Raw genomic sequence first — 24,638 nt, 5'->3', positions numbered from 1 at the left:
TCGGCACGTCGGATATTGCGACGATCAGTGCGCGGTCGCGATCACGTCGGCCACCGCCGCCGTGAGCTTCTTCGCGTACGGCACGTGCAGGAACTCGTTCGGGCCGTGCGCGTTCGACTTCGGGCCGAGCACGCCGCACACCATGAATTGCGCTGCGGGGAAGCCCTCCTGCAGCACGTTCATCAGCGGGATCGTGCCGCCCAGGCCCATGTACGCGCAGTCGGCGCCGAAGTGGCGGCGCGACGCGGCGTCGAGCGACGACGCGAGCCACGGCGCGAGATCCGGCGCGCTCCAGCCGGTCGCGGCGCCCGCGTCCGGCTTGAACGTGACCTTCGCGTTGTACGGCGGATCGAGTTCGAGCAATGCCTTCAGCTGCTGCACGGCCTGCGCGGCGTCGACGAGCGGCGGCAGCCGCAGCGACAGCTTGAACGCGGTGCGCGGGCGCAGCACGTTGCCCGCATCGGCGAGCGCCGGCATGCCGGCCGCCCCGGTCACCGACAGCGACGGGCGCCACGTCGAATTCAGCAGCGCCTCGCGCGGATCGGTCGTGGTCGGCAGCACCGGTTTGCCGTCCGCGCCGCACGCCCACGGCAGCCCTTTCCATACCGTATCGCCGAGAATCGCGGCGGCCGCTTCGGCTTCGCGCACGCGGCTCGACGGAATCTCGCAATGAAACGCGCCCGGCAGCAGGTTGCCGTTCTTCGCGTCTTCGAGGCGTTCGAACAACTGGCGCATCACGCGGAAGCTCGACGGCGCGATGCCGCCGTAGACGCCCGAATGGACGCCTTCTTCCAGCACCTCGACCTGCAGGTCGCCGGACACGAGGCCGCGCAGCGACGTGGTCAGCCACATCTGGTCGTAGTTGCCTGCGCCCGAATCGAGGCACACGACGAGCGATACCTGGCCGAGCCGGTCGCGCAATGCGTCGACGTACGGCAGCAGGTCGTAGCTGCCCGACTCCTCGCAAGTCTCGATCAGACCGACGCAGCGCGGCCGCTCGATGCCCTGCTCGTCGAGCGCGCCGAGCGCCGCGAGGCTCGCGTAGATCGCATAGCCGTCGTCCGCGCCGCCGCGGCCGTACAGCTTGCCGTTCTCGAACTTCGGCGTCCACGGGCCGAGGTCCGCGCGCCAGCCGTCGAATTCGGGTTGCTTGTCGAGGTGGCCGTATAGCAGGATCGTGTCGGTGCTGCCCGAACGCGTCGCGGGCGTCTCGAAGAAAATCACCGGCGTGCGGCCGGGCAAGCGCACGATCTCGAGCTTCAGGCCCTTCACGGGCTGCCGTTCAGCCCACTGCGCGGCGTCGGTGACGACGCGCTCGAGATACCCGCGCTTCGCCCAGTCGGGGTCGAATGCGGGGCTCTTCGCCGGAATCGCGATGTAGTCGGTCAGGGCGTGGAGGATTTCATCGTTCCACTTGCGCTCGATGAAGGTCACGAGCTTGTCATGGTCGAGGACGGGGGTGGTGTCGACGGATGTCATGGTGGGGATGCCTGGATCGGGCTGACGAAAATCCAGATCATACGCCGATGCTCCCCTGCCGGCGCCCCCCTTGTCCGCCGTTCAGACCGCCGTCGGAAACGCGTCGCGCCGCAGGCGCCGCGTCGGTTCACCTGTGTCCTCTTCGCGCGCAAGCGCTGCGGCCTCGCCCGACCACAGCGGCGAGAAACCGTCGCAGGCCTGCCGCTCGAACGCGCCGCGCACGCGAGCGCTCCGCCCGGCGCCTGCTACGTGCCGCCGCGATCCATCCCGCGCCGGTACGCGGCAGGGCTCGTCGCCGCGACACGCCGGAAATGCCGGCGCAACGATTCCTCGGATCCGAACCCCGCCCGCGCCGCGACCTGCGCCAGCGACAACGCAGGCTGCGCTTCGAGCATGTCCTTCGCGACGTTCACGCGTTCGCGGATCAGCCACGCGAGCGGCGACATCCCCGTCGCGTCCGCGAACCGACGCTGCAACGTGCGCGTGCTCATCGCGGCCTGTGCGGCGAGCGACGCAAGCGTGTGCGGCTCGGCCGCATGCGCGCGCATCCAGTCGATCAGCTTCGCGAGCCGGTCGGTGCCGCCCGGTGCGACCGGGCGCGGCACGAACTGCGCCTGCCCGCCGTCGCGATGCGGCGGCAGCACGAGGCGCTGCGCGACGCGGTTCGCGATCGCGCCGCCATGATCGCGGCGCACGAGATGCAGCAGCATGTCGAGCCCCGCCGCCGAGCCGGCCGACGTGACGATCTGCCCTTCGTCGACGTACAGCGCATCCGGATTCACGCGCAGCGCCGGATAACGCGCCTGCAGGCGTTCCGCATACCGCCAATGCGTCGTCACGGTGAGCCCGTCGAGCACGCCGGCCGCCGCCAGCACGAACACGCCCGAACAGATCGAGCAGAGCCGTGCGCCGCGCCGGTGCGCGGCCCGCAGCTTCTTCAGCAACGGCTCGGGCGGCAGCTCGTCCGGATCGCGCCAGCCGGGAATCACGATGGTATCCGCGCGATCGAGCGTCGCGAGCCGGTAGGGCGCGGCGACGGTAATGCCGCCCGCCGCCCGCACGGGCCCCGGCTCGCTCGCGCATACCGCGAAGCGATACCAGTCGACGCCCAGCTCGGGGCGCTCGAGCGCGAACAGTTCGACCACGCAGCCGAATTCGAACGTGCAGAGGCGATCGTAGGCGAGTGCGACGACGAGATGATTGTGCATGGCGCAATGTTACCGGAACTTGTCGATCGCGCCACTGCCGCGACATGCGCCGAACCGCGATACTGCCCTTCATTGCGGCGCGTTCCGCGCCCGTTCAACCAGGAGAGCCTGACCATGTCCTACGTCACCGACGTCCCCGCCGCCGACAGCCTCGCCGCCCTCGCGCATTTCGAGGCATCGCTGCGCTTCGAGACCGATTGCTGGGACGTGCACGACGCACTGGCGTCCGGCGCGCCCGATTTCGTGCTGCTCGACGTGCGCGGCCCCGAGCAGTTCGCCGCCGGCCACGTGCCCGGGGCGCGCAACCTGCCGCGCCGCAAGATCGTCGAAAGCAAGCTCGCCGGTTACCCGGCCGGCACGCTCTTCGTCGTCTATTGCGCGGGGCCGCACTGCAACGGCGCCGCGCGTGCGGCGATCCGGCTCGCGCGCCTGGGCCGCCCCGTCAAGCTGATGATCGGCGGCGTGACGGGCTGGCTCGACGAAGGTTTCGCGCTGAGCAACGAAGTGCAGCCGGCGGACGCCGAAGCCGCCTGATCGTCACCGAAAGCGCAACAATCAATTGCCGGCACATAAACGGAAAAAGCGCGACAATCAGCCTCATTGCAGTTCGGACGGAGCAGCACCATGCATGATGCAGTCCTGATTCAAGTGGCCGGTTCAGTCGCAGCGATCGCGCTCTATTTCCTGCCGGCCGTCATTGCCGACCGGCGTGCCCGGCACGACAAGCTGACGATAGCGATGTTCAACGCACTGTTCGGATGGACGGGCATCGGCTGGCTGATGACGCTGTACTGGGCGTGCCAGCCGAACCCGCGCACCGACGTCGCGCAGACGATCCTCGCGAAGCGCCGCGGCGTCAGCATGCGGACCTTCTCGGCCGGCCTCGTCGAACGCGTGCAACGCCGCGTCGCCGCCCAGGAGCAATGGGCGGAAAAGCAAGGCTGTCGTTGAGCCCCGCTTCCCCCTTCACCGTATCGCGTCGAACTTCGGCATCCTGACGTTGGTCGACGCGCGGTAATCCCACTTCAGTGCATCGCGCGGCGGCCAGCCGCCCGCGCGCAACCGCGCCGCGAACGCCCCCGCCGTCACCGCCCGTGCGATCCGCTCGCCCGGACACCCGTGCGGCCCCGTGCCGAAGCCGAAATTCGGCCCCGTCGTGCGGCCAGGCATCAGCCGGTGCGGATCGCGATGCACGGCCGGATCGCGGTTCGCCGCAGCCAGCACGACGAGGATCGCATCGCCGGCCTCGACGCTCACGCCTTCGATCGTCGTGCGTGCCGCGACGAAGCGGCGCGTGTTCTGCACCGGTGAATCGAAACGCCCGACCTCGGCGACGAAGGCGTCGAGCGCGGCCGCGTCCGGCATCGCGCCTGCTTCGCCGTTCCATGCCACGAGCGCATTGCCGAGCCATGCGGCGCTCGCCTCGCACGTCTGCGACAGCAATCCGACGAGATTCGCGATCCGCGCGCCGCTCGCCTGCCAGCCCGACGCCCGGGCCGCCTGCTGCACCGCGGCGACCAGCGTGCCGTCCCCTGCATGCGACTGCGCGACGCGTTCGGTCATCCGGTCGAGCAGTTGCCGCGCAGCGTCGCTCGCGCGCGCCAGCGCCGCGGCATCCGACAGCGGCGACAGCGCGGCGACGAATTCGACGACCCGCGCCGCGATGTCGTCGAGCTGCGTTTCGTCGAAACCGAGCAGATCGGCGACCGCGCACACCGGCACCGTCATGCACCATGCGTTCAGCGCGTCGGCATCGCCGGGCGCCGGCAATCGCCGCGCGGCAAGCGCGTCGGCGCGATCGCGCAGCGCGTCCGTGTCGATCGGCGCGAACGCCGCGCGCAACGCCTGCTTCGGCACATCGTGTCGCGACGCGCCATCGTTCATGCGCACCAGCTCGCCGAACAACGCGCCGGCCGTCGTGCCGCGCAACGCGGGCGGCACCGGCGCGTCCAGCGGGCGCACACGGCAGGCCGGATCGCCGAGCACGGCCGTCACGGCCGCCGCGCGGCTCGCGACCCACAGGCCGAGCGCGGCGTCGAACGCGAGCGGCGGGCCGTCGACGAGCGCTGCGTAATAGGGATAAGGATCGCGGTGCGTGACCGCTGCAATGGGATCGATCGGGTTCATGCGTCCAGTATCGGCGCAGCGCGCCGTCGCATGTTTCGGGGTGACGTGAAATGTCGTCGCACGGACGCCGCGCGCCGCGGCATTGCAGCGGCCGGCCGGCGTCAGGCCGCCGACCGGTCGCGGTGCGACTGCATGCGCAGCCGTACCCGCCCGGCCGAAATCGCGCGCGGCTCGGGCACCACCGTGTCGTGATGGAACATTTCCTGCCGGAACTCGCCGCTTTCGTCGAACCACTGGCAGATCAACCAGTCGCCGTCGTCGAACACGACCGGCCCGGCATACGTGACGGTCATGCGCGGCCCGCCCGTTTTCAGCGTCACGACATCGCCCACGCGAAACCTGACGCGGTGATTTTCTCGGATCGTCATCGCTCTCTCAGCTTTTTATATATTGAATATATTGATATTCCCGGCGGCCCACTCACCGGTCATTGGAACGTGCCGCAGATTATCAATCAAAAAATCATCCGGCAACTCCCATGCACGGAAACGCTCTGAACGGGAACCTGCAACAATGTGCGGGATCGTCGCGTATGACGGCCCGCCAGGCGCCAGCCCCGGCGTGGCTTACACGCCGCCTGCGACCGATCGGGCGGAATGCGGAGAATATACGATGATTTTTGCGCCGTCATCGACGATTAATCCGGACGCGAAATCGGTTGATTATCGTCAATCAACGTTACGCCGTAAACGATTCCAGTTTTTATTAGGGATCATTCGTCGAACAAAATCGGCGAATTATCCGGTGCAGCAAACCAGCGGTTGATATCGCGCCCCGGTACGGCCGCCCGGGTAAAGGTGAACGTGCCGTCGCGCCTCATCTCCGTCGCCGCACGCAGGAATGCGCCGAGCGCGGCCCGCGCCAGCGCGCCGCCGACGCTGACGCGCTTCACGCCGAGCGCCGCCAGTTCGTCGACGCTCAGCAACCCGCCCTGCAGACCCATGACGACATTGACGGGCGCGCCGACCGCTTGGGTCACCGCCGCGATCTCGTCGGCGTCGGTGATGCCGGGCGCATACAGCACGTCGGCGCCGGCGTCGCGATAGGCGACGAGCCGCGCGATCGTGTCGTCGAGGTCGTGCCGGCCGTGCAGGTAGTTTTCGCAGCGCGCGGTCAGCGTGAACGGAAACGGCAGCGCACGCGCCGCGTCGACGGCCGCCGCGATCCGCTCGACCGACACGTCGCGCGCATAGATCGGCGTATCGGCACGGCCGGTCGCGTCCTCGATCGAGCCGCCGACCGCGCCCGCCTCGGCCGCCAGCCGGATCGTTTCGGCCACCGTGTCGGGTGCGTCGCCGAAGCCGTTCTCGAGATCGGCGCTCACGGGCAAGCCGCCCGCGGCGACGAGATCGGCGATGTGAGCGAGCATCGCGTCGCGGTCGATCGCGTTGTCGGGTCGCCCTTTCGAAAACGCGTAACCGGCGCTCGTCGTGGCGAGCGCCTCGAAGCCGGCCATCGCGAGCAGGCGCGCGGTGCCTGCGTCCCACGGGTTCGGGATGATGAACGCGCCGGGGCGCGTGTGCAGCGCACGGAAGGCTTCGGCGTGGCGGGCTTGCAGGTCGGAACGGGTCATCGCGAAACTCCGGGGAAAGTGTTGACGGGTGAGCTTACGCCGGTCGTGCACGCGACGTTTCAGCATTCGCCGAAATGTCGTGGCGCAACAGGACAAACTCGCCGATGCCGAATGCAGGCCGCCACGCATGGCCGCCCGCGTCGGTTCACTTCGATGCGGGCCGCCCGGCGTCGACGCCGAGCAACACGTCGGTGACGGCCTCGGAAAACCGCATCGCGCGACCGTCGATCAGCACGCCATCCGGATTCGACGGATCGCGCACCGCCGGCGGCACGCCGTGCGCGATCAGCACGCGCGCGCACGCTTCCCAGTCGGGATCGCCGACGCCCTCCGGCTCGTTGACGGACGCCCAGGACAACGTACCGAGCGCATCGCTGCCGAAGCCGTGCACGTCGCGCCAGTTTGCGCCGTGCGCGAGCAGGAACGCCAGCAGTTCGGCATCGCCGCGGAACACCGCGTGGTTCAGCGCGCTCGCGCCCCAGTCGCCGCCGCGCGCGGCGATCGGCCAGCCCAGTTCGACCATCACCTTCACCGCATCGCGCGAACCCCATGCGGCGGCGTCCGGCAGCAACCGCAGCCGGTCGTCGGGCAACGTACCGGGCAGCTCGCGATGGCGCGCCTGGATGCGCCGCGCGTCGTCGGCATCGGCGCGCGCGCAGGCCGCCACGAATGCGTCCTGCGCATCGAGCGCTTCCTCCGCGCCGGCCGCGCGCAACAACGCCGCGACGTCGGACAACCCGGTCTGCATCGCGAGCCGGTACGCGCTGACGCCCGCGGCGGTCCGCGCGCGGGGATCGGCGCCGGCCGCCAGCAGCGCGGCGACATGGCGCGCCGGGCAACGCACGGCGATTGCGCGCAGCAACGGCGCGCCCCACATTTTCGTCGGCCCGTCGCCGGCCGGCTCGTTCGGGTCGCCGCCATGCGCGAGCAGGCACTCGAGCGCGGTAGCGTCCGGCACATCGAGCGCCCGCCGCAACGCATTCGTCCCGCTCACCCGGGCGCCGTGCTCGAGCAGCAGGCGCGTGCATGCCGGATTCTCCACCGAGTGATACAGCGATTCGCCGTCGTTCGGATCGGCGCCGGCTTCCAGCAGCATCGCGGTGAGCGCCGGATCGCGATTGACGCCGGCGGCGCCATACAGCGCCGACAGCGGCGCCGACTCGTCGGGCTGCGCGAGCGAGGCCGGCGGCGTCCGGTTGCCGATCCGCTGGTTCGGATCGGCGCCCGCATCGAGCAGATAGCGCGCGCACGCACGCAGCCGGGCCGCGAATTCGGGAAGCTGGCCGAGCCGCGAATGCGTGACGGCGACGAGCGGCGGCAACTTCAGCGCACCGTCGGCGCGCGCGATCCAGCCGGGATCGGCGGCCAGCGCCGCCTTCACCGCGTCGAGATCGCCCGATGCGCATGCGATCGCCGAGTCCGCCGATACGAGATCGGGACGATCGCGCAGCAATTGCGCGGCGACGCGCGGCCGGGCCGCGTCGAAGCCGCCGGTCACGTCGGCGCCGTACGCGAGGTCGAGCCAGCGGCGAATCAACGACGACCGCGGTTGCCGCGCGAGCGCATGCGTTTCGACGAACACGCCGAGATCGGCCCATGAAGCAAAACCGTACTCGCGCGCGATGCAGGACTGTGCGTCGTGCAGGCGGAGCCCGAGTGCGAGCGTTTCGTCGTGCGTGCGATTCGCGGCCGCCGGCAGGGACTGGACGAAGCGCGCGACGGCATCGGCGTCGCCCTGCCGGTACAGGCGCAACAATGCCTTGGCCTGCTTTTTCAGATGATCGGGATGAGCGTTGGGAGGCAGCTTTTTCATGCGGATCCTCGTGCGTGGATGGCCGAAGGTCCGCAATACCGCCAGCACAAAGGATGGGGGAAGACTGGATTTGCAGCGACAGGTGGGTTGAACCCTTTCCGCGGACCCGGAAGCGACCTGCATCGCTGGCCGGTATCGTAGGCGACGGCCGCCGGCGTCGTCAATCGTGCGGCGCGGCGGCGCTCAGCCCGCGAGTTTCTTCGTCAGGAAAATGCGGCTGTGCCCGACCGGGTAATCGTGGAGCTCGCCGAAGCGGACATAGCCGCGCTTCTCGTAGAACGGACGCGCCTGGAAGTCGAACGTATCGAGCCACGCGCTGTGGCAACCGCGCGCGACGGCCTCCTGTTCGGCCAGATCCATGATGCGCGTGCCGGCGCCTTGGCCACGCGCGGCTTCGGGTACTACGAGCAGGTCGACATGCAGCCAGCCGAACGCCGTGCCGCCCCACAGGCCGCCGACCACCGCGCCGGCCTCGTCGGTCACGATCACGGCCAGCGGCCGAAAGTCGACCGGGCCGGCCTGGCTTTCGTTGAAGCGGATGAGCGGCGCGACGATCTGCTTGCGCACCTCCGGGTCGCCCGCATCGGTCACGGCATAGGTCAACGTCATCGGTTGCGCGGGGTCGTGGATGAAAATGGGCGGAAATCGTGCATGCCGCGCCCGTCAAACGACGTATGCGCCCTTCGCGTGCAGTTCCGCTTCGGTCCGCTCGAGCGCCGCGATCGCATCGCTGCCTTCGAGCGCCAGCAACTGCGCGACCAGCGCCTCGGCCATCGCATGCGCGGCCACCAGCGACGGAAAGAACGACGGGCTGTCGTGCGTGAAGATCAGTTGCGCGTCCGCGTGCAGCGCGATCGGCGACACCGCGCTGTCGGTGATCGCAACGATCCGGCTGCCCTGCGCCTTCGCGGCCTGCGCGACGCGCGTCGCTTCGGCCGAATACGGCGCGAAGCTGACGATCACCGTCACGTTCTGCTTCGCGATCGTGCGCAACTCCATTTCGAGGGAACCGGCGACGCCGTTGAGCAGCGACACGGTCGGACGAAACAGCCGGTAGCCGTAGACGAAACCGAAGGCCACCGGATAGCACGAGCGAAACCCCGCCACGTGCACGTGCGATGCCTTGCGGATCAGCCTCGCCGCATCCGCGAGCGCGTGCTCGTTCTGCGCGGCGGTCGCCGACAGGTTGTGCTGCTGCGCGGCGAGCAGATCGTGCGCGAGCGACGCCTTCGCGTCGGGCCGCACGAGCGAGCGCGCACGCTGCGTGAGCGGCTCGGGACGCGTGCGCACGCGCGCGACGCACAGGTCGCGCAGCTCGTTCCAGCCGGGAAAGCCGAATTGCTGCGCGAGCCGCACGAGCGACGCAGGCTGCACCTGCGCGCGCTGCGCGACCTTGCGCATCGACGACGTGGCGACTTCGTCGGGATGATCGAGCAGGAAGGCGGCGCCCGCCTGGAATTGCGGGCTCAGCTCGGAAAATTGCGCCCGGATCCGGGACGCGAGTTCGTCGAAATTGGCGGCCATCTTGGTGGGAACGGGAACCGGTCGTCCATGGTATCACCGGCCCCGCGCCCACCGTCAGCGCAGCACTTCGACGTGATCGGCGTCGACCTTCACGCGGCCCGACCATTTGCGCTCGAATTCGCCGGTCAGCTTCACTTCGTTCTTGTCGCTGACGGGCTGGCCCGCCGCCCACAGCTTGGGGTCGATTTCGACGCGGATCGTGCCTGTGGCGTCGGCGAACTCGTAATCCTCGCCGCCGACGTGCTTGACGATGCGCCCCTGCAACTGCACGTGCTGGTCGTCGCGGCCGTCGGCGAGCAGTTCCTTCACGGTCGTCGTGGTCAGCGCGGACGGCCCCGTGTATTGCGCGTAGACGGCGGCAGGCAGCGCGACGAGCGCGACCGCCAGGATTCTGGCCAGGTGTTTCATGATCTCGGTCCTCTTCTTCGATGTGGCGCCGCGCTCCGTTGAACGCGACGGCGCCAGCTTACGGACCGTAAGATTAAGCAAACCTGAAGGGCATGCCGAAGCGACACGGTGCCGCATTGGACCGGTACGAACGCGGGCCGCGCACGGCGTGCATTTAAGCTCGGCCTAAGGCGCGTGCGCTTATCATGAGAACCCCGGGCGCCGCGGCGCCCCTGTCGGAGAGACACGAATCCATGCGCGTACTGCTCGTCGAGGACGATCCGCTGATCGGCAGCGGGCTCGAACAGGGCCTCAAGCAGGAAGGCTTCGCGGTCGACTGGGTGAAGGACGGCGACGCCGCGTCGCTCGCGCTGCGTGCGACCGGCTACGGGCTCCTGCTGCTCGATCTCGGGCTGCCGAATCGCGACGGCCTGTCGGTGCTCGCCGCGCTGCGCCGCCGCGACGAAAACCTGCCCGCGATCATCATCACCGCGCGCGACGGCGTGCCCGACCGCATCGCGGGCCTCGACAGCGGCGCGGACGACTATCTCGTCAAGCCGTTCGCGCTCGACGAACTGCTCGCCCGCATCCGCGCGGTCAGCCGCCGCCATGCAGGCCGCGCGCAGACGACGCTCGCGATCGGCCCGCTGCGGCTCGATCCCGTCAAGCACCTCGTCTGGCTCGACGACGACGAAGTGCCGCTGTCGCCGAAGGAATTCGTGCTGCTGCACGAGCTGATGCGCGAACCGGGCGCGGTGATTTCGCGCGAACAGTTCGAGGAACGGCTGTATAGCTGGGGCGAGGAAATCGAGAGCAACGCGGTGCAGGTGCATATCCACAACCTGCGCAAGAAACTCGGCCACGACATGATCCGCACGGTGCGCGGCGTCGGCTACCGGATCGGTGACGGCACGTGACGCGCCTGCAACGCGCGGTCGCGCGCTGGCGCAACGCGTCGTTGCGGCGGCGCCTGCTGACGTGGCTGCTGCCGGCCGCGTGCGTGATCGGCCTGGTCGCGAGCGCCGGCACCTACTGGGGCGCGCTGCGCGAACTCGACGATCTGCTAGACGACCAGATGCGCAGCATGTCGAAACAGATCGTCGTCGGCCCGAACGGCGAGCTGTCGTTCAGCAACCGCGCCACAGGCAAGCACGGCTTCGAAGCGAGCGACCCCGATGCGGTGCTGCTGCAGGTATGGCGCAACGGCACGCTCGTGTATTCGACCGACCGCGACTCGAAGCTGCCGCCGCCCGCGCAGCAGGGCATCGCGAGCGTCGACGTCGGCGGCCAGCCGTGGCGCACCTATGTGACCGAGCGCGGCGGCACGACGATCCGGCTCGCGCAGGCGCGGCATGCGCGCTGGGAAGCGATCGCGGGCATCGCCGTCCACCTGCTGTGGCCCGTCTTCTCGATGCTGCCGCTGCTCGCGCTCGGCCTGTGGTTCGGCATCGGCGCGGGGTTACGGCCGTTACGGGCAATCGCGTCCGGCCTGAAACGCAGGAATGCGAACAACCTCGAGCCGGTCGACGTCGCGTCGATGCCGAACGAGGTCCGCCCGCTCGCCGAGGCCATCAACGACCTGCTCGCACGCCTCGACCGCTCGTTCACGTTGCAGCGGCACTTCATCGCCGATGCCGCGCACGAGCTGCGCACGCCGATCATGGGGCTGTCGATCCAGTCGCAATTGCTGCGACGCGCGGCGACTGCCGAGGAACGCGAGCGCATCCTCGCGCAAATCCATGCGGGCACGACGCGCCTCGGCCACCTCGCCGAACAGTTGCTGACGCTCGCACGCCTCGAGCCCGATGCGCAGGCGGCCGTCGGCGCGTCGGCGCCGGTCGATCTCGCCGCGCTGTGCCGTTCGGTGGTGTCGGACCGCGCGCGCGTCGCCGACGCGCACCGGATCGATCTCGGTGCGATCGTCGACGTGCCCGTGACGACGGCGGGCAATGCCGACACGCTGCGCGTGCTGCTGAACAATCTCGTCGACAACGCGATCCGCTATGCGGGCGCAGGCGCGCGCGTCGACGTGTCGGCGCGCATGGACGGCGCGACGCCCGTGCTCGAAGTCGCCGACGACGGCCCCGGCATTCCGGAGACCGAACGCACGGACGTATGGGAACGCTTCTATCGCGGCGAAGGCGCACAAGCCGCCACGTCGTCGGGCAGCGGGCTCGGGTTGTCGATCGTCAAGCGGATCGCCGAACAGCATCGCGCGACCGTCGCGCTCGGGACCACGCGCGGCGGGCGCGGGCTGACCGTCACGGTGCGCTTCCCGCGGCCGGCCTGACGCGCGCGCGGCGGTCGGCTTGTCCACGGATTATGTTGGCAAATCCGGCAACAGATCGCGATCGATGCGGCGCCGGTCGTGCTCGTCAACATGTTTACGCCGGCGCCCGCCGACGAAGCCGACTTTCTCGCCGTCTGGAAAGACGACGCGGAATTCATGAAGCGCCAGCCGGGATTCATCTCGACGCAGCTTCATCGCGCGCTCGGCGACAGCCCGACCTACCTGAACCACGCGGTCCGGGAATCGACGGACGCCTTTCGCGCGGCCTTCACGCATCCGGAATTCGTCGCGAAGCTGTCGGCCTATCCGTCGTCCGCCGTCACCAGCCCGCACCTGTTCCAGAAGGTCGGCGTGGCCGGTATCTGCACGGCGTGAGCCGGCGTGCGAAGCGTGGCAGCGCGTGGCATTTGGCCGAATCGCGAATGCGGACTTCTCCACAGAAAATGTTGGCAAGCTTGTGGATATCCTGCGCACCGCGGCGCTAAACCCTTGATCCGATGGACTTTGGCACGCGTGATGCAGACAAGGCCCGGGCAACGGCCATCGCCGTCACCGCTTCGCCGCACATCGCATCACGACGCCACGACGATGTACGTCCACGATGTACGTCCGATGGGCATCGCAACCGCTGCACGCATGCCGGACCGGCGCTGCACCACTTACCCACAGATTTTGTTGGCAAGCTTGTGGATATCCTGCGCAAGCCTGCGCTAACCCGTTGATCGGCCTACGATTCGCGCCGCGCGTCACCGTTTCGGCAACGCGCGGCATCGGCATGCGCGAACGCGACGATCGGGCATCCGGGCAGCGCCCTGCCGCTGCCTTGACGCCCGTGCCCGCCGCGCATCAAGATCACGCAAGCCGCACGCGGCCGCGCATCGTCGGCCATGCGCGTCGGCGCCCCGGGCCGGCCGTGCCGCCGGCACCGCATCACGACACCTCACTCCGAGGAAGACCATGGAACACTTCACCGCGTGGCAATTGCTCGTCTCGCTCGTGCTCGTCGCCATCGTCGTCTATCCGTACGTCCGCATCGTGCGGCGCACCGGGCATTCGGGCTGGTGGATCCTGACGATGTTCGTCCCGGTGCTGAACTTCATCATGTTGTGGGTGTTCGCGTTCGCGCGCTGGCCCGCCGTCGACGATCGGCAGCCCTGAGCGTTGCGGTCGCGGCCGCGCGCGAGCTTGTCCACAGATTGTGTTGGCAAGCATGTGGATAGCCTGCGCATACCGCGATCAAGCACTTGATCCGAAAGACTTTGTCCGCGCCGCCTCGAAAAGGGCACGACGACACCCGATCGCGCGTTGCATGCCGCGTCGGCACGTGACGCGCGGGCTGCCGTGCTTGTCCACAGATTGTGTTGGCAAGCGTGTGGATAGCCTGCGCATACCGCGACCAAGCGCTTGATCCGAAAGACTTTGTTCGCGCTGCCTCAAACGCGGCACGCCCGGCGCGCGTCGCGCCGGACGCCGCGGCGCGCGGGCTTGTCCACAATTTTTGTTGGCAAGCATGTGGATATCCTGAGCATGCGCGACCTAAGTCGTTGATCGCACAACGTTTGATCGCGCGGGTCACGACTGCGGCAAGGCGCGCCCGCGGCGCTCGCCACGCGCGCCGTGCCGCGCTGCTCAACCGAACGTGCGCGCGACGATGCGCGCGGCCGACGCGATCACGTCGTCCTTCGCCCGTGCATCGGCTTGCGCCTGCGTGTAGTACACGGCCAGCACGATCGGCGCGCGCGACGTCGGCCAGATGACGCCCGCATCGTTGGTCGTTCCGTAATCGCCGGTACCGGTCTTGTCGCCGACCGTCCATCCGGCGGGCACGCCCGCGCGAATTCGCTTGTCGCCGACCTTGTTGCCGCGCAGCCACGCGACGAGCTGCGCACGCTGCGCGGCCGGCAGGGCGTCGCCGAGCGTCAGCGCGCGCATGCTGGCGGCCATCGCGGCGGGCGTCGTCGTGTCGCGCGGGTCGCCCGGCAGCGCGGTATTCAGTTCGGTCTCCCATCGATCGAGACGGAACATGTCGTCGCCGATCGAGCGCGCGTAGGCCGTTACCGCCGACGGGCCGCCGATCAGCTTCATCAGCAGGTTCGCGGCCGAGTTGTCGCTGTACTGAATCGTGGCCTCGCACAGCGCGCCGACCGTCATGCCCGCGCCGACATGCTTCTCCGACACCGGCGAATAGTTGACGAGGTCGGCCTTGGTGTACGTCACGCGCTGTTGCAGCAAGCCCGGCCGCTCGACGCTCTGCGCGAGCACCGCCGCACTCAGCATCGCCTTGAACGTGCTGCAGAACGGGAAGCGCTCGCCCGCGCGATGCTCGATGACGCGGCCGCTCGCCGTGTCGATCGCGCACACGCCGAGACGGCCGCCCGCGTCGCGCTCGAGATCGGCGAGCGTCGTCGCCGCCGCGACGGGCGCAATGGCGTCCGCGGCAGCCGCCGCTGCCGCCGCGGCCGGGTCCGGCGCCGCGGCCTGCCGCGACGCGCACGCGGTGACGGTGAGAACGAGCGGCGCCGTCGCGGCGGCCAGCAACAGGGTTCGACGTTTCGTTGAGTAGGTCATGTCGGTTGTCTCGTGGTGGAATGGCGGCGAAACGGTATTGCGTGTTGGTGTTGCGTGCCGAAAACGGCCGGCCGCCGAGACAGCACTATCGAGACTTTACGGTTGCCCGACAAGCAACGATAATTGAGCGCTGACAAAAGAAATTCTTATGACCAAACTCCGCCCTCATCTTCCGCTCAATGCGTTGCGCGCATTCGAATCGTCGGCGCGCCACCTGAACTTCACGCGCGCCGGCCTCGAGCTGAGCGTGACCCAGGCCGCGGTCAGCCAGCAGGTGCGCTCGCTGGAGGAGCGGCTCGGCTGCACGTTGTTCACGCGATTGCCGCGCGGCCTCGGGCTGACCGACGAGGGGCGTGCATTGCTGCCGGTGCTGAGCGACGCGTTCAGCCGCATCGAGACCGTGCTCAAGCAGTTCGACGGCGGGCGCTTCCGCGAGGTGCTGACGCTCGGCGTCGTCGGCACCTTTGCCCTAGGCTGGCTAATGCCGCGGCTGAAGCAGTTCGGCGACACACACCCGTTCGTCGAGCTGCGGCTGCGGACCAACAACAACGTCGTCGACCTCGCCGCCGAGGGCCTCGATTTTGCGATCCGCTTCGGCGTCGGCAATTGGCCGACGACACGCAACGAGCAACTGCTCGATGCGCCGCTCACCGCGCTGTGCACGCCGGACATTGCGCGGCGTCTCGCGCAGCCGGCTGACCTCGCGAACGAAACGCTGCTGCGCTCGTACCGCACCGACGAATGGCTCGGCTGGTTCGACGCCGCGCAACTCGAACCGTGGGCCGTCAACGGGCCCGTATTCGATTCGTCCCGGCTGATGGTCGAGGCCGCGATACAAGGTGCGGGCGTCGCGCTCGCGCCCGCCTGCATGTTCGCGCGCGAACTGCAACTCGGCCAGCTCGCGCGGCCGTTCGACATCGACGTGCGCGCGGGCGGCTACTGGCTCACGTCGCTGAAGTCGAAACCGCTGACGCCCGCGATGACGCTCTTTCGCGACTGGATCGTGGCGGAAGCGGCCGGCGCGGCGCCCACCGAATAACGCGGCCGCGCTTGTCCACAGAAAGTGTTGGCAAGGATGTGGATATCCTGGGTATCCGGAGCCTAAGCCTTTGATCGCGCACACATTCGTGCGCCGATGCGCGGCGCGGGCAGCCTTTGCGCACGGGCTTCGCGCACCCGTCGCATTCCGGCCGGATCCTCAACGCCTGCGACGCAATCGATTGCGAGTTGTCCACAGATTTTGTTGGCAAGCCTGTGGATATCCGCCACATCGGGCGCGTAACATCTTGATACAGAAGGGGATTCAGTTCACGGACCTTGGCCGGTCAATGGTGTGGCACCGCAAAGATTGTCGAACCGCACGCCGCGCACGCGTGGCGCACCCGGCCGATGGCCGGGCGGTTCTCCACAGATTGTGTTGGCAAGCTTGTGGATATCCTGCGTATCGGGCACCTAACTGATTGAGCACACGGGGTTTTGTGCTGCGTCTGCCGAATCGGGCAGCACCTGCGCCGCCCGTGCGTCAATGGCGCTCGAGGCCGCCGCGCAATTCGCTCGCCTTGTCGCGTAACGCTTCGTAGCCCGAACGCGCATGCTCGGGCAGGTCGGGATCGCCGATCAGTGCGCCGAGCGTTTCGATCAGGCTGAACAGGATGCCCTTCGCCGCGCCGACCGCGATGCTCTGCGATTCGATCGACTTGTGCAGGTGGTCGACCGCCGCTTCCAGATTCTCGAGCTTGTGCTCGCCGTCGTCGGGCCGATTGTCGGTCGTCATCGTCTACCTCCGCCATCGTTCAAGGGTCATGTCACGATTCTATGCCGCTGCGCGCGAACGTGGCGCGACATCGCGCAACGTTCGCGCGGCACGCCGCTACAGCACCGCGACCACCTTCACACGGCCCGGCTGCTCCGCCGCCGCGATGACCTGGCCGTCGACGCGGCGGAACGTCAGCGACACGGTTTCGTCGCCGACGCGCAGCGCATCGATCCGCAGCCAGTCGACGCCTTCCGGCAATGCCGGACGCTCGACGCGCACCTCGTGGCGCGCCGCGTCGATGCTCACGCCGAGGCACGCCTGCAGCATCATGAACGGCGCGCCGGCCGCCCACGCCTGCGGCAGGCAGGCCACCGGATACGCGGTCGGCGGTTCGCCGCGTCGGCGCGGGAATCCGCAGAACAGCTCCGGCAAGCGCATCTCGAAGCTCACCGCCGCCTCGAACAGCGCGCGCAGCAGATTCACCGCGGCCGTCTTGTCGCCGTAGCGCGCCAGGCCGCGCGCGATGAGCGCATTGTCGTGCGGCCACACCGAGCCGTTGTGATAGGCCATCGGATTGAAACGCGGCTGGCCGGCCGCGAGCGTGCGGATGCCCCAGCCGGTCTGGAACAGCGCCGAGCCGAGCACGCCGGCGACCGCCGCGCCGCGCTCGGCGTCGGGCAGCCCGAAGGCAAGCAGATGGCCCGCGTTCGACGCGAACACACGGCACAGGTCGCCATGGCCGTCGAGTGCGATCCCGTAGAAATTGCCTTCCGGCATCCAGAACAGCGCGTCGACCTGCTCGCGCAGCGTCTTCGCGCGCAACGCGTAGCGCGTCGCGTCGGCCGCATGGCCGCGCCGGTGCGAGCACGCCGACATCGCGTCGAGTGCCGCGCATGCATAGGCCTGCACTTCGACGAGCGCGATCGGCCCGTCCGGGAAACGTCCGTCCGCGTGGAACACCGAATCGTGGCTGTCCTTCCAGCCCTGGTTCGCGAGGCCGCGCTCCGACGTGCGCTGATAATCGAGCAGCCCGTACGGATTGCGGTCGCACTTGTCGATCACCCATTGCGCGGCACGCTCGAGCGCGGGCCACAGCTCGTCGATCAGCGCATCGTCGCCGGTGCGCTCGACATAGGCGCCCGCGAGCACGATGAACAGCGGAGTCGTATCGACGCCGCCGTAGTACAGCGCGAACGGCACCTCGCCCGTCGCGGCCATCTCGCTGCGGCGGAACTCGTGCATGATCTTGCCGGGCTCCGCGTCGCGGAACGCGGAGGTCTCGCGCGCCTGATGCTCGGCGAGAAACCGCAGCACGCCGCGCGCGAGCGACGGCTGCAGCCACAGCATCTGCAGCGACGTGATGATCGCGTCGCGGCCGAACGGCGTCGAGAACCACGGGATGCCCGCATACGGGTACGGCCCCGTGTCGAGCTGCGTCGTGAGCAACCCGAGATCCGCGAGCGAGCGATCGAGCCATGCGTCGAACAGCGGATTGCCGGTGTTCACGCGCGCCATCGACTCGCGCCGCGCCCGCATCTCGCGATGCACGCCGACGAGCGCCGTACGCAGCGCGACGCGGCCGCATCCGGGCCCTTCGCCCTGCGCGGGCCCGAGCGTCGCATCGACGGTCAGGTAGATCGACACGCACGCCTGCGCGGCGATCGTCAGCGTGTAGTCGGCGCGATCGACCGACAGCGCGTCGGGCGCCGGCGAGAAATGCACGGTCACGTTGCGCTCCACGCCGTCGAGGCCGTCATAGCGCAGCCGCACCGCGCCCGCGTCGACGCGCGGCGCCCCCACCGTGCCGCGCTTCGGCCGCTGCGTGCCGCGCACTTCGAACATGTCCTTGAAATCGGCCGCGAACGACAGCGACAGCGGCACTTCGGCTTCGCTCGCGCCGTAGTTCGTCAGCGTCAGCGCTTCGTACAGCACGTCGCCCGCGAGCACGCGCATCCGCTCGATGTGGATCACGCCCTCGGGTGTCTCGTGGCCGCCGAGCGGCGGCAGCGGGCGATTCGTCAGGTGCGCGGTGAACGACGCGTTGTCGGCGCTCGTCGCGCCCGACAGCAACGACGGCGCACGGCCGCCGAACGTCAGGCGCCAGGTCGACAGCACGCGCATGTCGTCGACGAACAGGCCGTCGTCATGCCCGCCGATGTCGCCGAGCGCGTCGCTGACCACGAACGCGTCACCGGATTTCAGCACGTACTGATTGTTGCGCGCGATCGCCTGCGGATCGGCTTCGGGCGCGATGAAAGCGGGACCCGACGCGGTGGTCGGGGCAATCGGCGCGACTTGCGGCGCCTGCGTCGTCGTGGCTTCGGCGTGATTCGGCATCGATGCTCCTGTGTCGAGGCGCAACGCGCGGCGCGCGTCGCGTGTTTCGCACAGGATAGGCCAGAACGGGGGGCGCGCGCAGCGCCGAAACGGCCGCGACGCGATGCGAAGTCGCGTCGTCGCACCGTGTCGCGTGCGGGTACATCGGTTGCCGGTCGGAATTTCCGCAGGATGTTGCCGAGGATCCCGTTGTTGCGCACGCCAGTGTCATACCGGCCGCTGTAACGTGAGGCCGAGCGTCAGGCGCTTCGTGACGTTCGCGTCGATGCCGGCTTCGAGCACCGCGCTGTCGCGAGCAATCGGCACGCCCGACACCTGGAACGACGTGCGCCGTTCGCGAACGCGAACGCCGGCGACGGCCGCACGTTGCCGAACGCATGCCGCCAGCCGACCGTGCCGCGCGCGGTGAACGTGCCGCTCGCGATCGAACCGGGCGGCGACGCCGCGCGCAGGCCGAGCGTCGAGAAGCCGCTGTGGGTCGTCTCGCCGCCGGCGCGCAGTGCCCGCGCCCGTCCATGCAGTGGACGATGCCGGCCGGGCCGACAACAGCGAGATCGAAAGAATGTGAAGCCTGCACCGCGGCGCCCGGCCGGCACCGCCCCGGCTCAATCGGCCGGGCACATCGCGAGCCGCCCCATCGCCTCACCGGCGCCGCGCACCGCACAGGTGGCAGGCTCGTCGGCGATCCGCGCAACCAGCCCGGTCTCGTCGTACAGCAGGCGTTCGAGCCCGGCGAGCAGCGCGCCGCCGCCGGTGAGCACCACGCCGCGATTCGCGATATCGGTCACGAGTTCGGCCGGCGCGTTTTCCAGCACCGACTTGACCGCGCCGATCACCTGCTTGAGCGGCGCGGCCAGCGCGTCCGCGACGTCGTGATTGGACAGCTCGACCGAACGCGGCAGGCCGTCGCCGATGCCGCGGCCGACGGCGCGGGTCGACGTGCGCGGCACCGCGCTGGTGGCCGAGCCGATCGTCTTCTTCACGTGCTCCGCCGTCTGCTCGCCGAGCAGCACGCCGTACAGGTTGCGGACATGGTTGACGATCGCCGCGTCGAACTGGTTGCCACCGACGCGAATCGCCTCGCGGTACACGATGCCGCCGAGCGCGATGACGGCGACTTCGGTCGTCCCGCCGCCGATGTCGATGACCATCGAGCCGACCGCCTCGGTCACCGGCAAACCCGCGCCGAGCCCGGCCGCGAGCGATTCCTCGATCAGTTCGACCTCCGATACGCCGGCCGCGAACGCGGCCTCGCGGATCGCGCGGCGCTCGACGGCCGTCGCGTCGGACGGCACGCACAACGTGACCTCGACGCGGCGGCCGAAGCGCGAGCGGGTGCGCGACATGTCGATGAAGCTGCGGATCATCTGCTCGGCCGCGTGCGCGTCGGCGATCACGCCGTGCTGCATGGGCCGCACGGATTCGAGATGCCCCGGTTCGCGGCCGAGCAACGCCTTCGCGAGCTCGCCGACGGCCTCGAGCGTCGGCCGCGCGTCGCTTGCGCCGCCCTTGCGGAAGCAGACGACCGACGGCTGGTTCAGCACCACGCCGCGTTCGTGCGTATAGATCCGCGTGCTTGCCGTTCCCAGGTCGATCGCAACGGGTTGCGCAAACAACTTTCCGAACAGCGGTGTCGACATATTTAAAACCTTTGTGAGGGAACGGGCCGGGACAGCCGCGCCGCACGTTTTGCCACGCGTCCATGCCGTCCCATCACGAGCTTAGCGGCAAATCGTTCCGATACTTTAGGCAATTCCCATGATTTTTTCGCGACGAAATTGCCGAATGTGGCGTTTCGGGCACGTCCGGCTACGCAACGGCCTCTCGCGTCGGGCCTGTAAAACACGGTAATCTCTCGGTCTTGCCTGCTCCCGGCAGGCCTCAGACGCACGATCACGCCAGGTATGTTCGCCATGACAGCGACCGTTTTCTTCCGCTGGGCGCCGGTGCGCCCGCTCTGCACGACGCTCGTTGCCTTCTGGTGCTGCACGGTCGCCGCGCAACCGCTGCCGGCCACCGAAGCCGCTGCTGCCCAACCCGTTGCCGCCGCCGACGCGCCGGCTGCCGCCGCGCCCGCCGCGTCGGCGCACACCTGCACGGCCGACGGCGGCCCGGCCGGCCGGCCGTCGATCGGCCTCGTGCTGTCCGGTGGCGGCGCGCGCGGCTACGCACACCTCGGTGTCCTGAAAGTGCTGGAGGACAACCGGATTCCGATCGACTGCATCGCGGGCACCAGCATGGGCGCCGTGGTCGGCGGCCTGTACGCGAGCGGGATGGCGGCCGACGAGATGCAGAAGCGGCTGTCGGAGGTCAATCTGGCGGATATTGCGTTCGACGTGACCGACCGCGCGGACCTGCCTCAAACCAGCCGGGAAGACGAACGCCTGTACATCAACGGGCTGACGCTCGGCTTCGGCAAGAAAGGCGTCAAGGCGCCGGTCGGCCTCGTACAGGGCAACCGGCTGCAGGCGCTGCTCGCGAACTGGACGGCCGCCGTGCCGACCAACCAGCCGTTCGACCACCTGCCGATCCCGTACCGCGCGGTCGCGACCGACCTGCAGACGGGCCAGATGGTCGTGCTCGACCACGGCTCGCTGCCGCTCGCGATTCGCGCGAGCATGGCGATGCCGGGCCTGTTCGCGCCGGCCGAGATCAACGGACGCGCGCTGGTGGACGGCGGGCTCGTCAGCAACCTGCCCGTCGACACCGCGCGGCAGATGGGCGCGAACATCGTGATCGCCGTCGACATCGGCTCGCAACTGCGCCCGCTCGACGCGCTCGCGTCGCCTGCCGACGTGATGCAGCAGATGGTCGGCATCCTGATCCGCCAGAACGTGACCGCGCAGCGCAAGCAGCTCGACGCGCACGACGTGCTGCTCACGCCGAACCTCGGCTCGCTCGCGTTCACCGATTTCCAGAACGCGAAGCAGGCGATTGCCGCCGGCGAGGCCGCCGCGACCGCGGCGCTGCCGAAACTGCGGCGTTTCGCGCTCACGCCGGAACAGTACGCGGCCTACCGGTCCGCGCACGCGCAGCCGCTGCCGCCGCCGATCCGGATCACGCGCATCGACATCAAGACCAGCGGCGGCGTGCCGAAGCGCGTCGTCAGCAACGCGCTGCATGTGAAACCCGGCGACATCTACGATCCGAAGACCGTCAGCCAGGATCTGCTCGGACTCACGACCGGCGGCAACTTCGAGAGCGTCACGCAGCAGATCGTGAGCCACGGCGACGACAACGTGCTCGAGATCAATGCGCGCGAGAAGTACTGGGGGCCGAACTTCCTGCTGTTCGGGCTCGGCATGTCGAGCAGTTCGACCGACGAAGGCGGCTTCCGCCTGCACGTCGGCTACCGGCGGCCGTGGCTCACCGAATCGGGGCTAGAATTCCGCGCGGACACGACGATCGGCAGCGACCTGCAGTCGGCACGCGTCGAATTGCGCCAGCCGCTGTCGACCGCGTACGGCGTGTACCTGTCGCCGTACGCCGAATACCAGCGTCGCTATGCGAACCTGTACAACAACTCCGGCGACGTGAAGGTCACGCAGTACCTGATGCAGACGGCACGCGCGGGAATCGATCTGGGCCTGCCGATCGCGCGGCTCGGCGATTTCCGGATCGGCGTCGGTTACATGACCGGGCACGGCTCGCCGACCTACAACGTACCGTTCGACGACGGCAGCGGCCAGACGCTGCTGTGGCCGAGCTTCACGTCCCAGGCGTTGGTCGCGCGGGCGCGGCTCGTGATCGATCAGCTAGACGATCCGATGTTCCCGCGCAAGGGTTATTTCGGCGAACTGCGGATCGACCGTTCGCTCGTGTCGCGTAACGGCGGCTCGGCGCAGGAATTCGACGACGGGATCAACAACTCGCCCTATACCGAGATCTACGGCAAGGCGATGATTGCGCAGCAGTTCGGCCGACACAGCGTCAGCGCGACGATCGAAGGCGGCAAGAGCATCGGCGGCACCAACCTGATCAACGCGTTCAACTTCACGCTCGGCGGCTTCCAGCATCTGTCCGCCTATGCGGCCGATCAGCTGAACGGCAACGAGCTGGCGTACGGGCAGATCACGTACATGAACCAGTTGATGACGTTCAATGCATCGCCGATCAAGGCGCTGTCGGTGGGCGCCAGTGCGGAAGTCGGCAACGTCTGGTCCAGCGGCCAGCAGATCGGCGGCGGCTCGCTCAAGCAGAGCTACACGTTCTTCACGAGCCTGTCGACCGCGTTCGGGCCCGTCTACATCGGCGTGGCGCTCGCGCCCAGCGGCCGACGCAACTTCTACCTGCAGCTCGGCCGCACCTACTGAGCATGCGCGGATGCCGCTTCGGCGGCATCCGTGGCGCGCGTGCGCCCGCCGGCGGCCTGCGTCTTCGCGATTGCCGTCGATCGGCCCGCGCGCAGCGTGGCGCTAGACCGGCCAGCTGATCTCGAACCGCGCGCCGCCGAGCTCGACCGGATCGACGACAGCGATCCGGCCGTTGTGCGCGTGGAGCACCTGCCGCGTGATCGACAGGCCGAGCCCGTAGCCGCCGGTGCGACGGTCGAGGCGCACGAACGCGTCGAAGATCCGTTCGCGCTCGTTCTCGGGCACACCGGGACCGTCGTCCTCGACGAAGATCCCGATGTTGCCGTGCAAGAGCGAAATCCCGACGACGATCCGCGATTTCGCGTACTTGCTCGCGTTGCGCAACAAGTTGCGCATCGCATACGACATCAGCCGCCGATCCATCTTCACGCGCAGATCCGGCCCGATCGCGATGCGCGACTCGATCGTGCGGTCCGGATACAGCAGTTGCGCGTCGTTCACCTGGTGCTCGAACCACGCGACCGGCGCGGTCATCTCGAGGTTCGACTGCAGCGAGCTGTATTCGAGCCGGGCATACGTGAGGCTCATGTCGATCAGCTCCTCGAGCTCGGTCACGTCCTGCGCGATGCTCTCGAGCGCGCCCTGGTATTCGGCCGCCGAACCCGGTTCGCGCAGCATTTCGAGCGCGAAGCGCACGCGCGCGAGCGGCGTGCGCAGTTCATGCGAGATCCCGTTCGTCAGATCGCGCTGCGCGGCGATCAGCCGCTCCATGCGCATCGCGAGCGCATTCAGCGTGCGCGCGAGCGGGCCGATGATCACGCTGTGCGATTCGCGCGCGCGCGTGTTGAAGCGGCCGCCGGTGAAATCGATCGCGCGCTCGCGCACCATCACCAGATCCGACCACACCGGCCGCATCCACCGGTACGCGGCGAGCGCGGGCGCCGTGAACACGAACGCCAGCACGATCCAGATGTCGCCCGGCAGCGAGTCGAACGCATGCCACACGACCTGCGGCGACAATTCGACGGACAGCGCGAGCGCGGGCACCAGCGCGGTCAGCAAGACGAGGCCGAGCAGATGCACGTAGGTGCGCACATACAGGCGCGACCAGCTCGGAATGCGATCGGCGCGCGTGTCGGTCCACGCGCGTCGGAAATGCAGCCAGCGCCATTTGACGTAGCGCAGCGGCGGCAGCGGCGGCGCATCGGGGTGCGAACGGGTTCGTCGGATCATCGCGGCTCCCGGCCCGCGGGCGGAATGCCC

Annotated in this window: 23 protein-coding genes and 1 pseudogene; 8 read left to right on the top strand and 16 right to left on the bottom strand. The window is 68.8% G+C overall.

Annotation, left to right across the window (positions count from 1 at the left end):
• Positions 1–24: 24 nt before the first annotated feature.
• The 3 genes from WS61_RS19480 to ftrA form a co-directional block, all read right to left on the bottom strand.
• Positions 25–1,479 (bottom strand): M20 family metallopeptidase, encoded by a 1,455-nt coding sequence (locus WS61_RS19480; protein ID WP_059502513.1) that lies wholly within the window; start codon positions 1,477–1,479, stop codon positions 25–27.
• 81 nt (positions 1,480–1,560) lie between these two features.
• Positions 1,561–1,701, bottom strand: coding sequence for a hypothetical protein (locus tag WS61_RS33820; protein WP_257127295.1), 141 nt, complete (start codon positions 1,699–1,701; stop codon positions 1,561–1,563).
• A gap of 23 nt (positions 1,702–1,724) precedes the next feature.
• Positions 1,725–2,687 carry a transcriptional regulator FtrA gene (ftrA, locus tag WS61_RS19475; RefSeq protein ID WP_059502511.1) on the bottom strand — a complete coding sequence of 321 codons (963 nt, stop codon included), beginning with the start codon at positions 2,685–2,687 and terminating at the stop codon, positions 1,725–1,727.
• A gap of 114 nt (positions 2,688–2,801) precedes the next feature.
• On the opposite strand from ftrA, the gene WS61_RS19470 reads away from it, so the two are divergent.
• A complete protein-coding gene (locus WS61_RS19470) occupies positions 2,802–3,221 on the top strand; it encodes a rhodanese-like domain-containing protein (protein ID WP_059502509.1) in 420 nt (139 codons plus the stop codon).
• A 90-nt stretch (positions 3,222–3,311) separates the two neighbouring features.
• Positions 3,312–3,638 carry a superinfection immunity protein gene (locus WS61_RS19465; protein ID WP_059502508.1) on the top strand — a complete coding sequence of 109 codons (327 nt, stop codon included), beginning with the start codon at positions 3,312–3,314 and terminating at the stop codon, positions 3,636–3,638.
• A gap of 15 nt (positions 3,639–3,653) precedes the next feature.
• On the opposite strand, the gene WS61_RS19460 is transcribed toward WS61_RS19465, so the two are convergent.
• The 7 genes from WS61_RS19460 to WS61_RS19430 form a co-directional block, all read right to left on the bottom strand.
• A complete protein-coding gene (locus WS61_RS19460) occupies positions 3,654–4,814 on the bottom strand; it encodes a cytochrome P450 (RefSeq protein WP_059502506.1) in 1,161 nt (386 codons plus the stop codon).
• Between the two features lie 101 nt (positions 4,815–4,915).
• A complete protein-coding gene (locus WS61_RS19455) occupies positions 4,916–5,182 on the bottom strand; it encodes a YodC family protein (protein ID WP_034204377.1) in 267 nt (88 codons plus the stop codon).
• A gap of 344 nt (positions 5,183–5,526) precedes the next feature.
• Positions 5,527–6,387: an oxaloacetate decarboxylase gene (locus WS61_RS19450; RefSeq protein ID WP_059502504.1), complete on the bottom strand. Its 861-nt coding sequence runs from the start codon at positions 6,385–6,387 to the stop codon at positions 5,527–5,529.
• A 145-nt stretch (positions 6,388–6,532) separates the two neighbouring features.
• Complete coding sequence (locus WS61_RS19445) at positions 6,533–8,200, bottom strand: ankyrin repeat domain-containing protein (protein ID WP_059502501.1); 1,668 nt, start codon at positions 8,198–8,200, stop codon at positions 6,533–6,535.
• A 183-nt stretch (positions 8,201–8,383) separates the two neighbouring features.
• Complete coding sequence (locus tag WS61_RS19440; protein WP_059502499.1) at positions 8,384–8,809, bottom strand: N-acetyltransferase; 426 nt, start codon at positions 8,807–8,809, stop codon at positions 8,384–8,386.
• Between the two features lie 54 nt (positions 8,810–8,863).
• Positions 8,864–9,724, bottom strand: a complete 861-nt coding sequence (locus tag WS61_RS19435) for a MurR/RpiR family transcriptional regulator (protein ID WP_034204373.1) — start codon at positions 9,722–9,724, stop codon at positions 8,864–8,866.
• Positions 9,725–9,778: 54 nt separating this feature from the next.
• Positions 9,779–10,132: a YgiW/YdeI family stress tolerance OB fold protein gene (locus WS61_RS19430; RefSeq protein ID WP_059502497.1), complete on the bottom strand. Its 354-nt coding sequence runs from the start codon at positions 10,130–10,132 to the stop codon at positions 9,779–9,781.
• A 233-nt stretch (positions 10,133–10,365) separates the two neighbouring features.
• Here WS61_RS19430 and WS61_RS19425 point away from each other — a divergent pair, with 233 nt between their 5' ends.
• The 4 genes from WS61_RS19425 (at position 10,366) to WS61_RS19405 (ending at position 13,559) form a co-directional block, all read left to right on the top strand.
• Positions 10,366–11,028, top strand: coding sequence for a response regulator (locus WS61_RS19425; protein ID WP_034204371.1), 663 nt, complete (start codon positions 10,366–10,368; stop codon positions 11,026–11,028).
• A complete protein-coding gene (locus WS61_RS19420) occupies positions 11,025–12,401 on the top strand; it encodes an ATP-binding protein (protein ID WP_059502495.1) in 1,377 nt (458 codons plus the stop codon). The genes WS61_RS19425 and WS61_RS19420 overlap by 4 nt, the downstream gene beginning before the upstream one ends.
• Before the next feature lie 42 nt (positions 12,402–12,443).
• Positions 12,444–12,776 carry an antibiotic biosynthesis monooxygenase gene (locus WS61_RS19415; protein ID WP_059502493.1) on the top strand — a complete coding sequence of 111 codons (333 nt, stop codon included), beginning with the start codon at positions 12,444–12,446 and terminating at the stop codon, positions 12,774–12,776.
• A 582-nt stretch (positions 12,777–13,358) separates the two neighbouring features.
• On the top strand, positions 13,359–13,559 hold the full coding sequence (locus tag WS61_RS19405) for a hypothetical protein (RefSeq protein WP_059502489.1): 201 nt from the start codon (positions 13,359–13,361) through the stop codon (positions 13,557–13,559).
• Between the two features lie 471 nt (positions 13,560–14,030).
• Here the strand turns inward: WS61_RS19405 and blaPEN-bcc are convergent, their stop codons facing one another.
• Entirely contained in the window at positions 14,031–14,969 is a 939-nt protein-coding gene (blaPEN-bcc, locus tag WS61_RS19400; RefSeq protein WP_059502487.1) for a PEN family class A beta-lactamase, Bcc-type, read from the bottom strand.
• 148 nt (positions 14,970–15,117) lie between these two features.
• Here blaPEN-bcc and penR point away from each other — a divergent pair, with 148 nt between their 5' ends.
• Entirely contained in the window at positions 15,118–16,008 is an 891-nt protein-coding gene (penR, locus tag WS61_RS19395) for a beta-lactamase transcriptional regulator PenR (protein WP_059502486.1), read from the top strand.
• 483 nt (positions 16,009–16,491) lie between these two features.
• On the opposite strand, the gene WS61_RS19390 is transcribed toward penR, so the two are convergent.
• From WS61_RS19390 to WS61_RS19375, 4 genes and pseudogenes are all read right to left on the bottom strand, one after another.
• The gene (locus tag WS61_RS19390) at positions 16,492–16,743 is read right to left on the bottom strand and encodes a hypothetical protein (protein ID WP_009694579.1); all 252 of its coding nucleotides are present in this window, start codon (positions 16,741–16,743) and stop codon (positions 16,492–16,494) included.
• 96 nt (positions 16,744–16,839) lie between these two features.
• Positions 16,840–19,062, bottom strand: a complete 2,223-nt coding sequence (locus WS61_RS19385) for an amylo-alpha-1,6-glucosidase (RefSeq protein ID WP_059502784.1) — start codon at positions 19,060–19,062, stop codon at positions 16,840–16,842.
• A gap of 158 nt (positions 19,063–19,220) precedes the next feature.
• Positions 19,221–19,577 (bottom strand): annotated as a pseudogene (locus WS61_RS19380) (autotransporter outer membrane beta-barrel domain-containing protein); the annotation flags it as partial.
• Between the two features lie 90 nt (positions 19,578–19,667).
• The gene (locus WS61_RS19375) at positions 19,668–20,702 is read right to left on the bottom strand and encodes a rod shape-determining protein (RefSeq protein ID WP_059502482.1); all 1,035 of its coding nucleotides are present in this window, start codon (positions 20,700–20,702) and stop codon (positions 19,668–19,670) included.
• A 273-nt stretch (positions 20,703–20,975) separates the two neighbouring features.
• On the opposite strand from WS61_RS19375, the gene WS61_RS19370 reads away from it, so the two are divergent.
• A complete protein-coding gene (locus WS61_RS19370; RefSeq protein WP_059502782.1) occupies positions 20,976–23,375 on the top strand; it encodes a patatin-like phospholipase family protein in 2,400 nt (799 codons plus the stop codon).
• Between the two features lie 102 nt (positions 23,376–23,477).
• On the opposite strand, the gene WS61_RS19365 is transcribed toward WS61_RS19370, so the two are convergent.
• Positions 23,478–24,608: an ATP-binding protein gene (locus tag WS61_RS19365; RefSeq protein ID WP_059502480.1), complete on the bottom strand. Its 1,131-nt coding sequence runs from the start codon at positions 24,606–24,608 to the stop codon at positions 23,478–23,480.
• Positions 24,609–24,638: the final 30 nt, after the last annotated feature.

The sequence above is a fragment of the Burkholderia sp. ABCPW 11 genome, from assembly GCF_001523445.1.
Taxonomy (GTDB): Bacteria; Pseudomonadota; Gammaproteobacteria; order Burkholderiales; family Burkholderiaceae; genus Burkholderia.
The sequence above is the reverse complement of the archived record's forward strand: the minus strand, read 5'-3'. Positions and strand labels throughout refer to the sequence as shown.

Bases quoted from the DNA above. Each gene is read 5' to 3' on its own strand.
- WS61_RS19480 (WP_059502513.1), bottom strand. From the start codon at position 1,479: ATGACATCCGTCGACACCACCCCCGTCCTCGACCATGACAAGCTCGTG.
- ftrA (WP_059502511.1), bottom strand. From the start codon at position 2,687: ATGCACAATCATCTCGTCGTCGCACTCGCCTACGATCGCCTCTGCACG.
- WS61_RS19470 (WP_059502509.1), top strand. From the start codon at position 2,802: ATGTCCTACGTCACCGACGTCCCCGCCGCCGACAGCCTCGCCGCCCTC.
- WS61_RS19465 (WP_059502508.1), top strand. From the start codon at position 3,312: ATGCATGATGCAGTCCTGATTCAAGTGGCCGGTTCAGTCGCAGCGATC.
- WS61_RS19460 (WP_059502506.1), bottom strand. From the start codon at position 4,814: ATGAACCCGATCGATCCCATTGCAGCGGTCACGCACCGCGATCCTTAT.
- WS61_RS19455 (WP_034204377.1), bottom strand. From the start codon at position 5,182: ATGACGATCCGAGAAAATCACCGCGTCAGGTTTCGCGTGGGCGATGTC.
- WS61_RS19450 (WP_059502504.1), bottom strand. From the start codon at position 6,387: ATGACCCGTTCCGACCTGCAAGCCCGCCACGCCGAAGCCTTCCGTGCG.
- WS61_RS19445 (WP_059502501.1), bottom strand. From the start codon at position 8,200: ATGAAAAAGCTGCCTCCCAACGCTCATCCCGATCATCTGAAAAAGCAG.
- WS61_RS19440 (WP_059502499.1), bottom strand. From the start codon at position 8,809: ATGACGTTGACCTATGCCGTGACCGATGCGGGCGACCCGGAGGTGCGC.
- WS61_RS19435 (WP_034204373.1), bottom strand. From the start codon at position 9,724: ATGGCCGCCAATTTCGACGAACTCGCGTCCCGGATCCGGGCGCAATTT.
- WS61_RS19430 (WP_059502497.1), bottom strand. From the start codon at position 10,132: ATGAAACACCTGGCCAGAATCCTGGCGGTCGCGCTCGTCGCGCTGCCT.
- WS61_RS19425 (WP_034204371.1), top strand. From the start codon at position 10,366: ATGCGCGTACTGCTCGTCGAGGACGATCCGCTGATCGGCAGCGGGCTC.
- WS61_RS19405 (WP_059502489.1), top strand. From the start codon at position 13,359: ATGGAACACTTCACCGCGTGGCAATTGCTCGTCTCGCTCGTGCTCGTC.
- blaPEN-bcc (WP_059502487.1), bottom strand. From the start codon at position 14,969: ATGACCTACTCAACGAAACGTCGAACCCTGTTGCTGGCCGCCGCGACG.
- penR (WP_059502486.1), top strand. From the start codon at position 15,118: ATGACCAAACTCCGCCCTCATCTTCCGCTCAATGCGTTGCGCGCATTC.
- WS61_RS19390 (WP_009694579.1), bottom strand. From the start codon at position 16,743: ATGACGACCGACAATCGGCCCGACGACGGCGAGCACAAGCTCGAGAAT.
- WS61_RS19385 (WP_059502784.1), bottom strand. From the start codon at position 19,062: ATGCCGAATCACGCCGAAGCCACGACGACGCAGGCGCCGCAAGTCGCG.
- WS61_RS19375 (WP_059502482.1), bottom strand. From the start codon at position 20,702: ATGTCGACACCGCTGTTCGGAAAGTTGTTTGCGCAACCCGTTGCGATC.
- WS61_RS19370 (WP_059502782.1), top strand. From the start codon at position 20,976: ATGACAGCGACCGTTTTCTTCCGCTGGGCGCCGGTGCGCCCGCTCTGC.
- WS61_RS19365 (WP_059502480.1), bottom strand. From the start codon at position 24,608: ATGATCCGACGAACCCGTTCGCACCCCGATGCGCCGCCGCTGCCGCCG.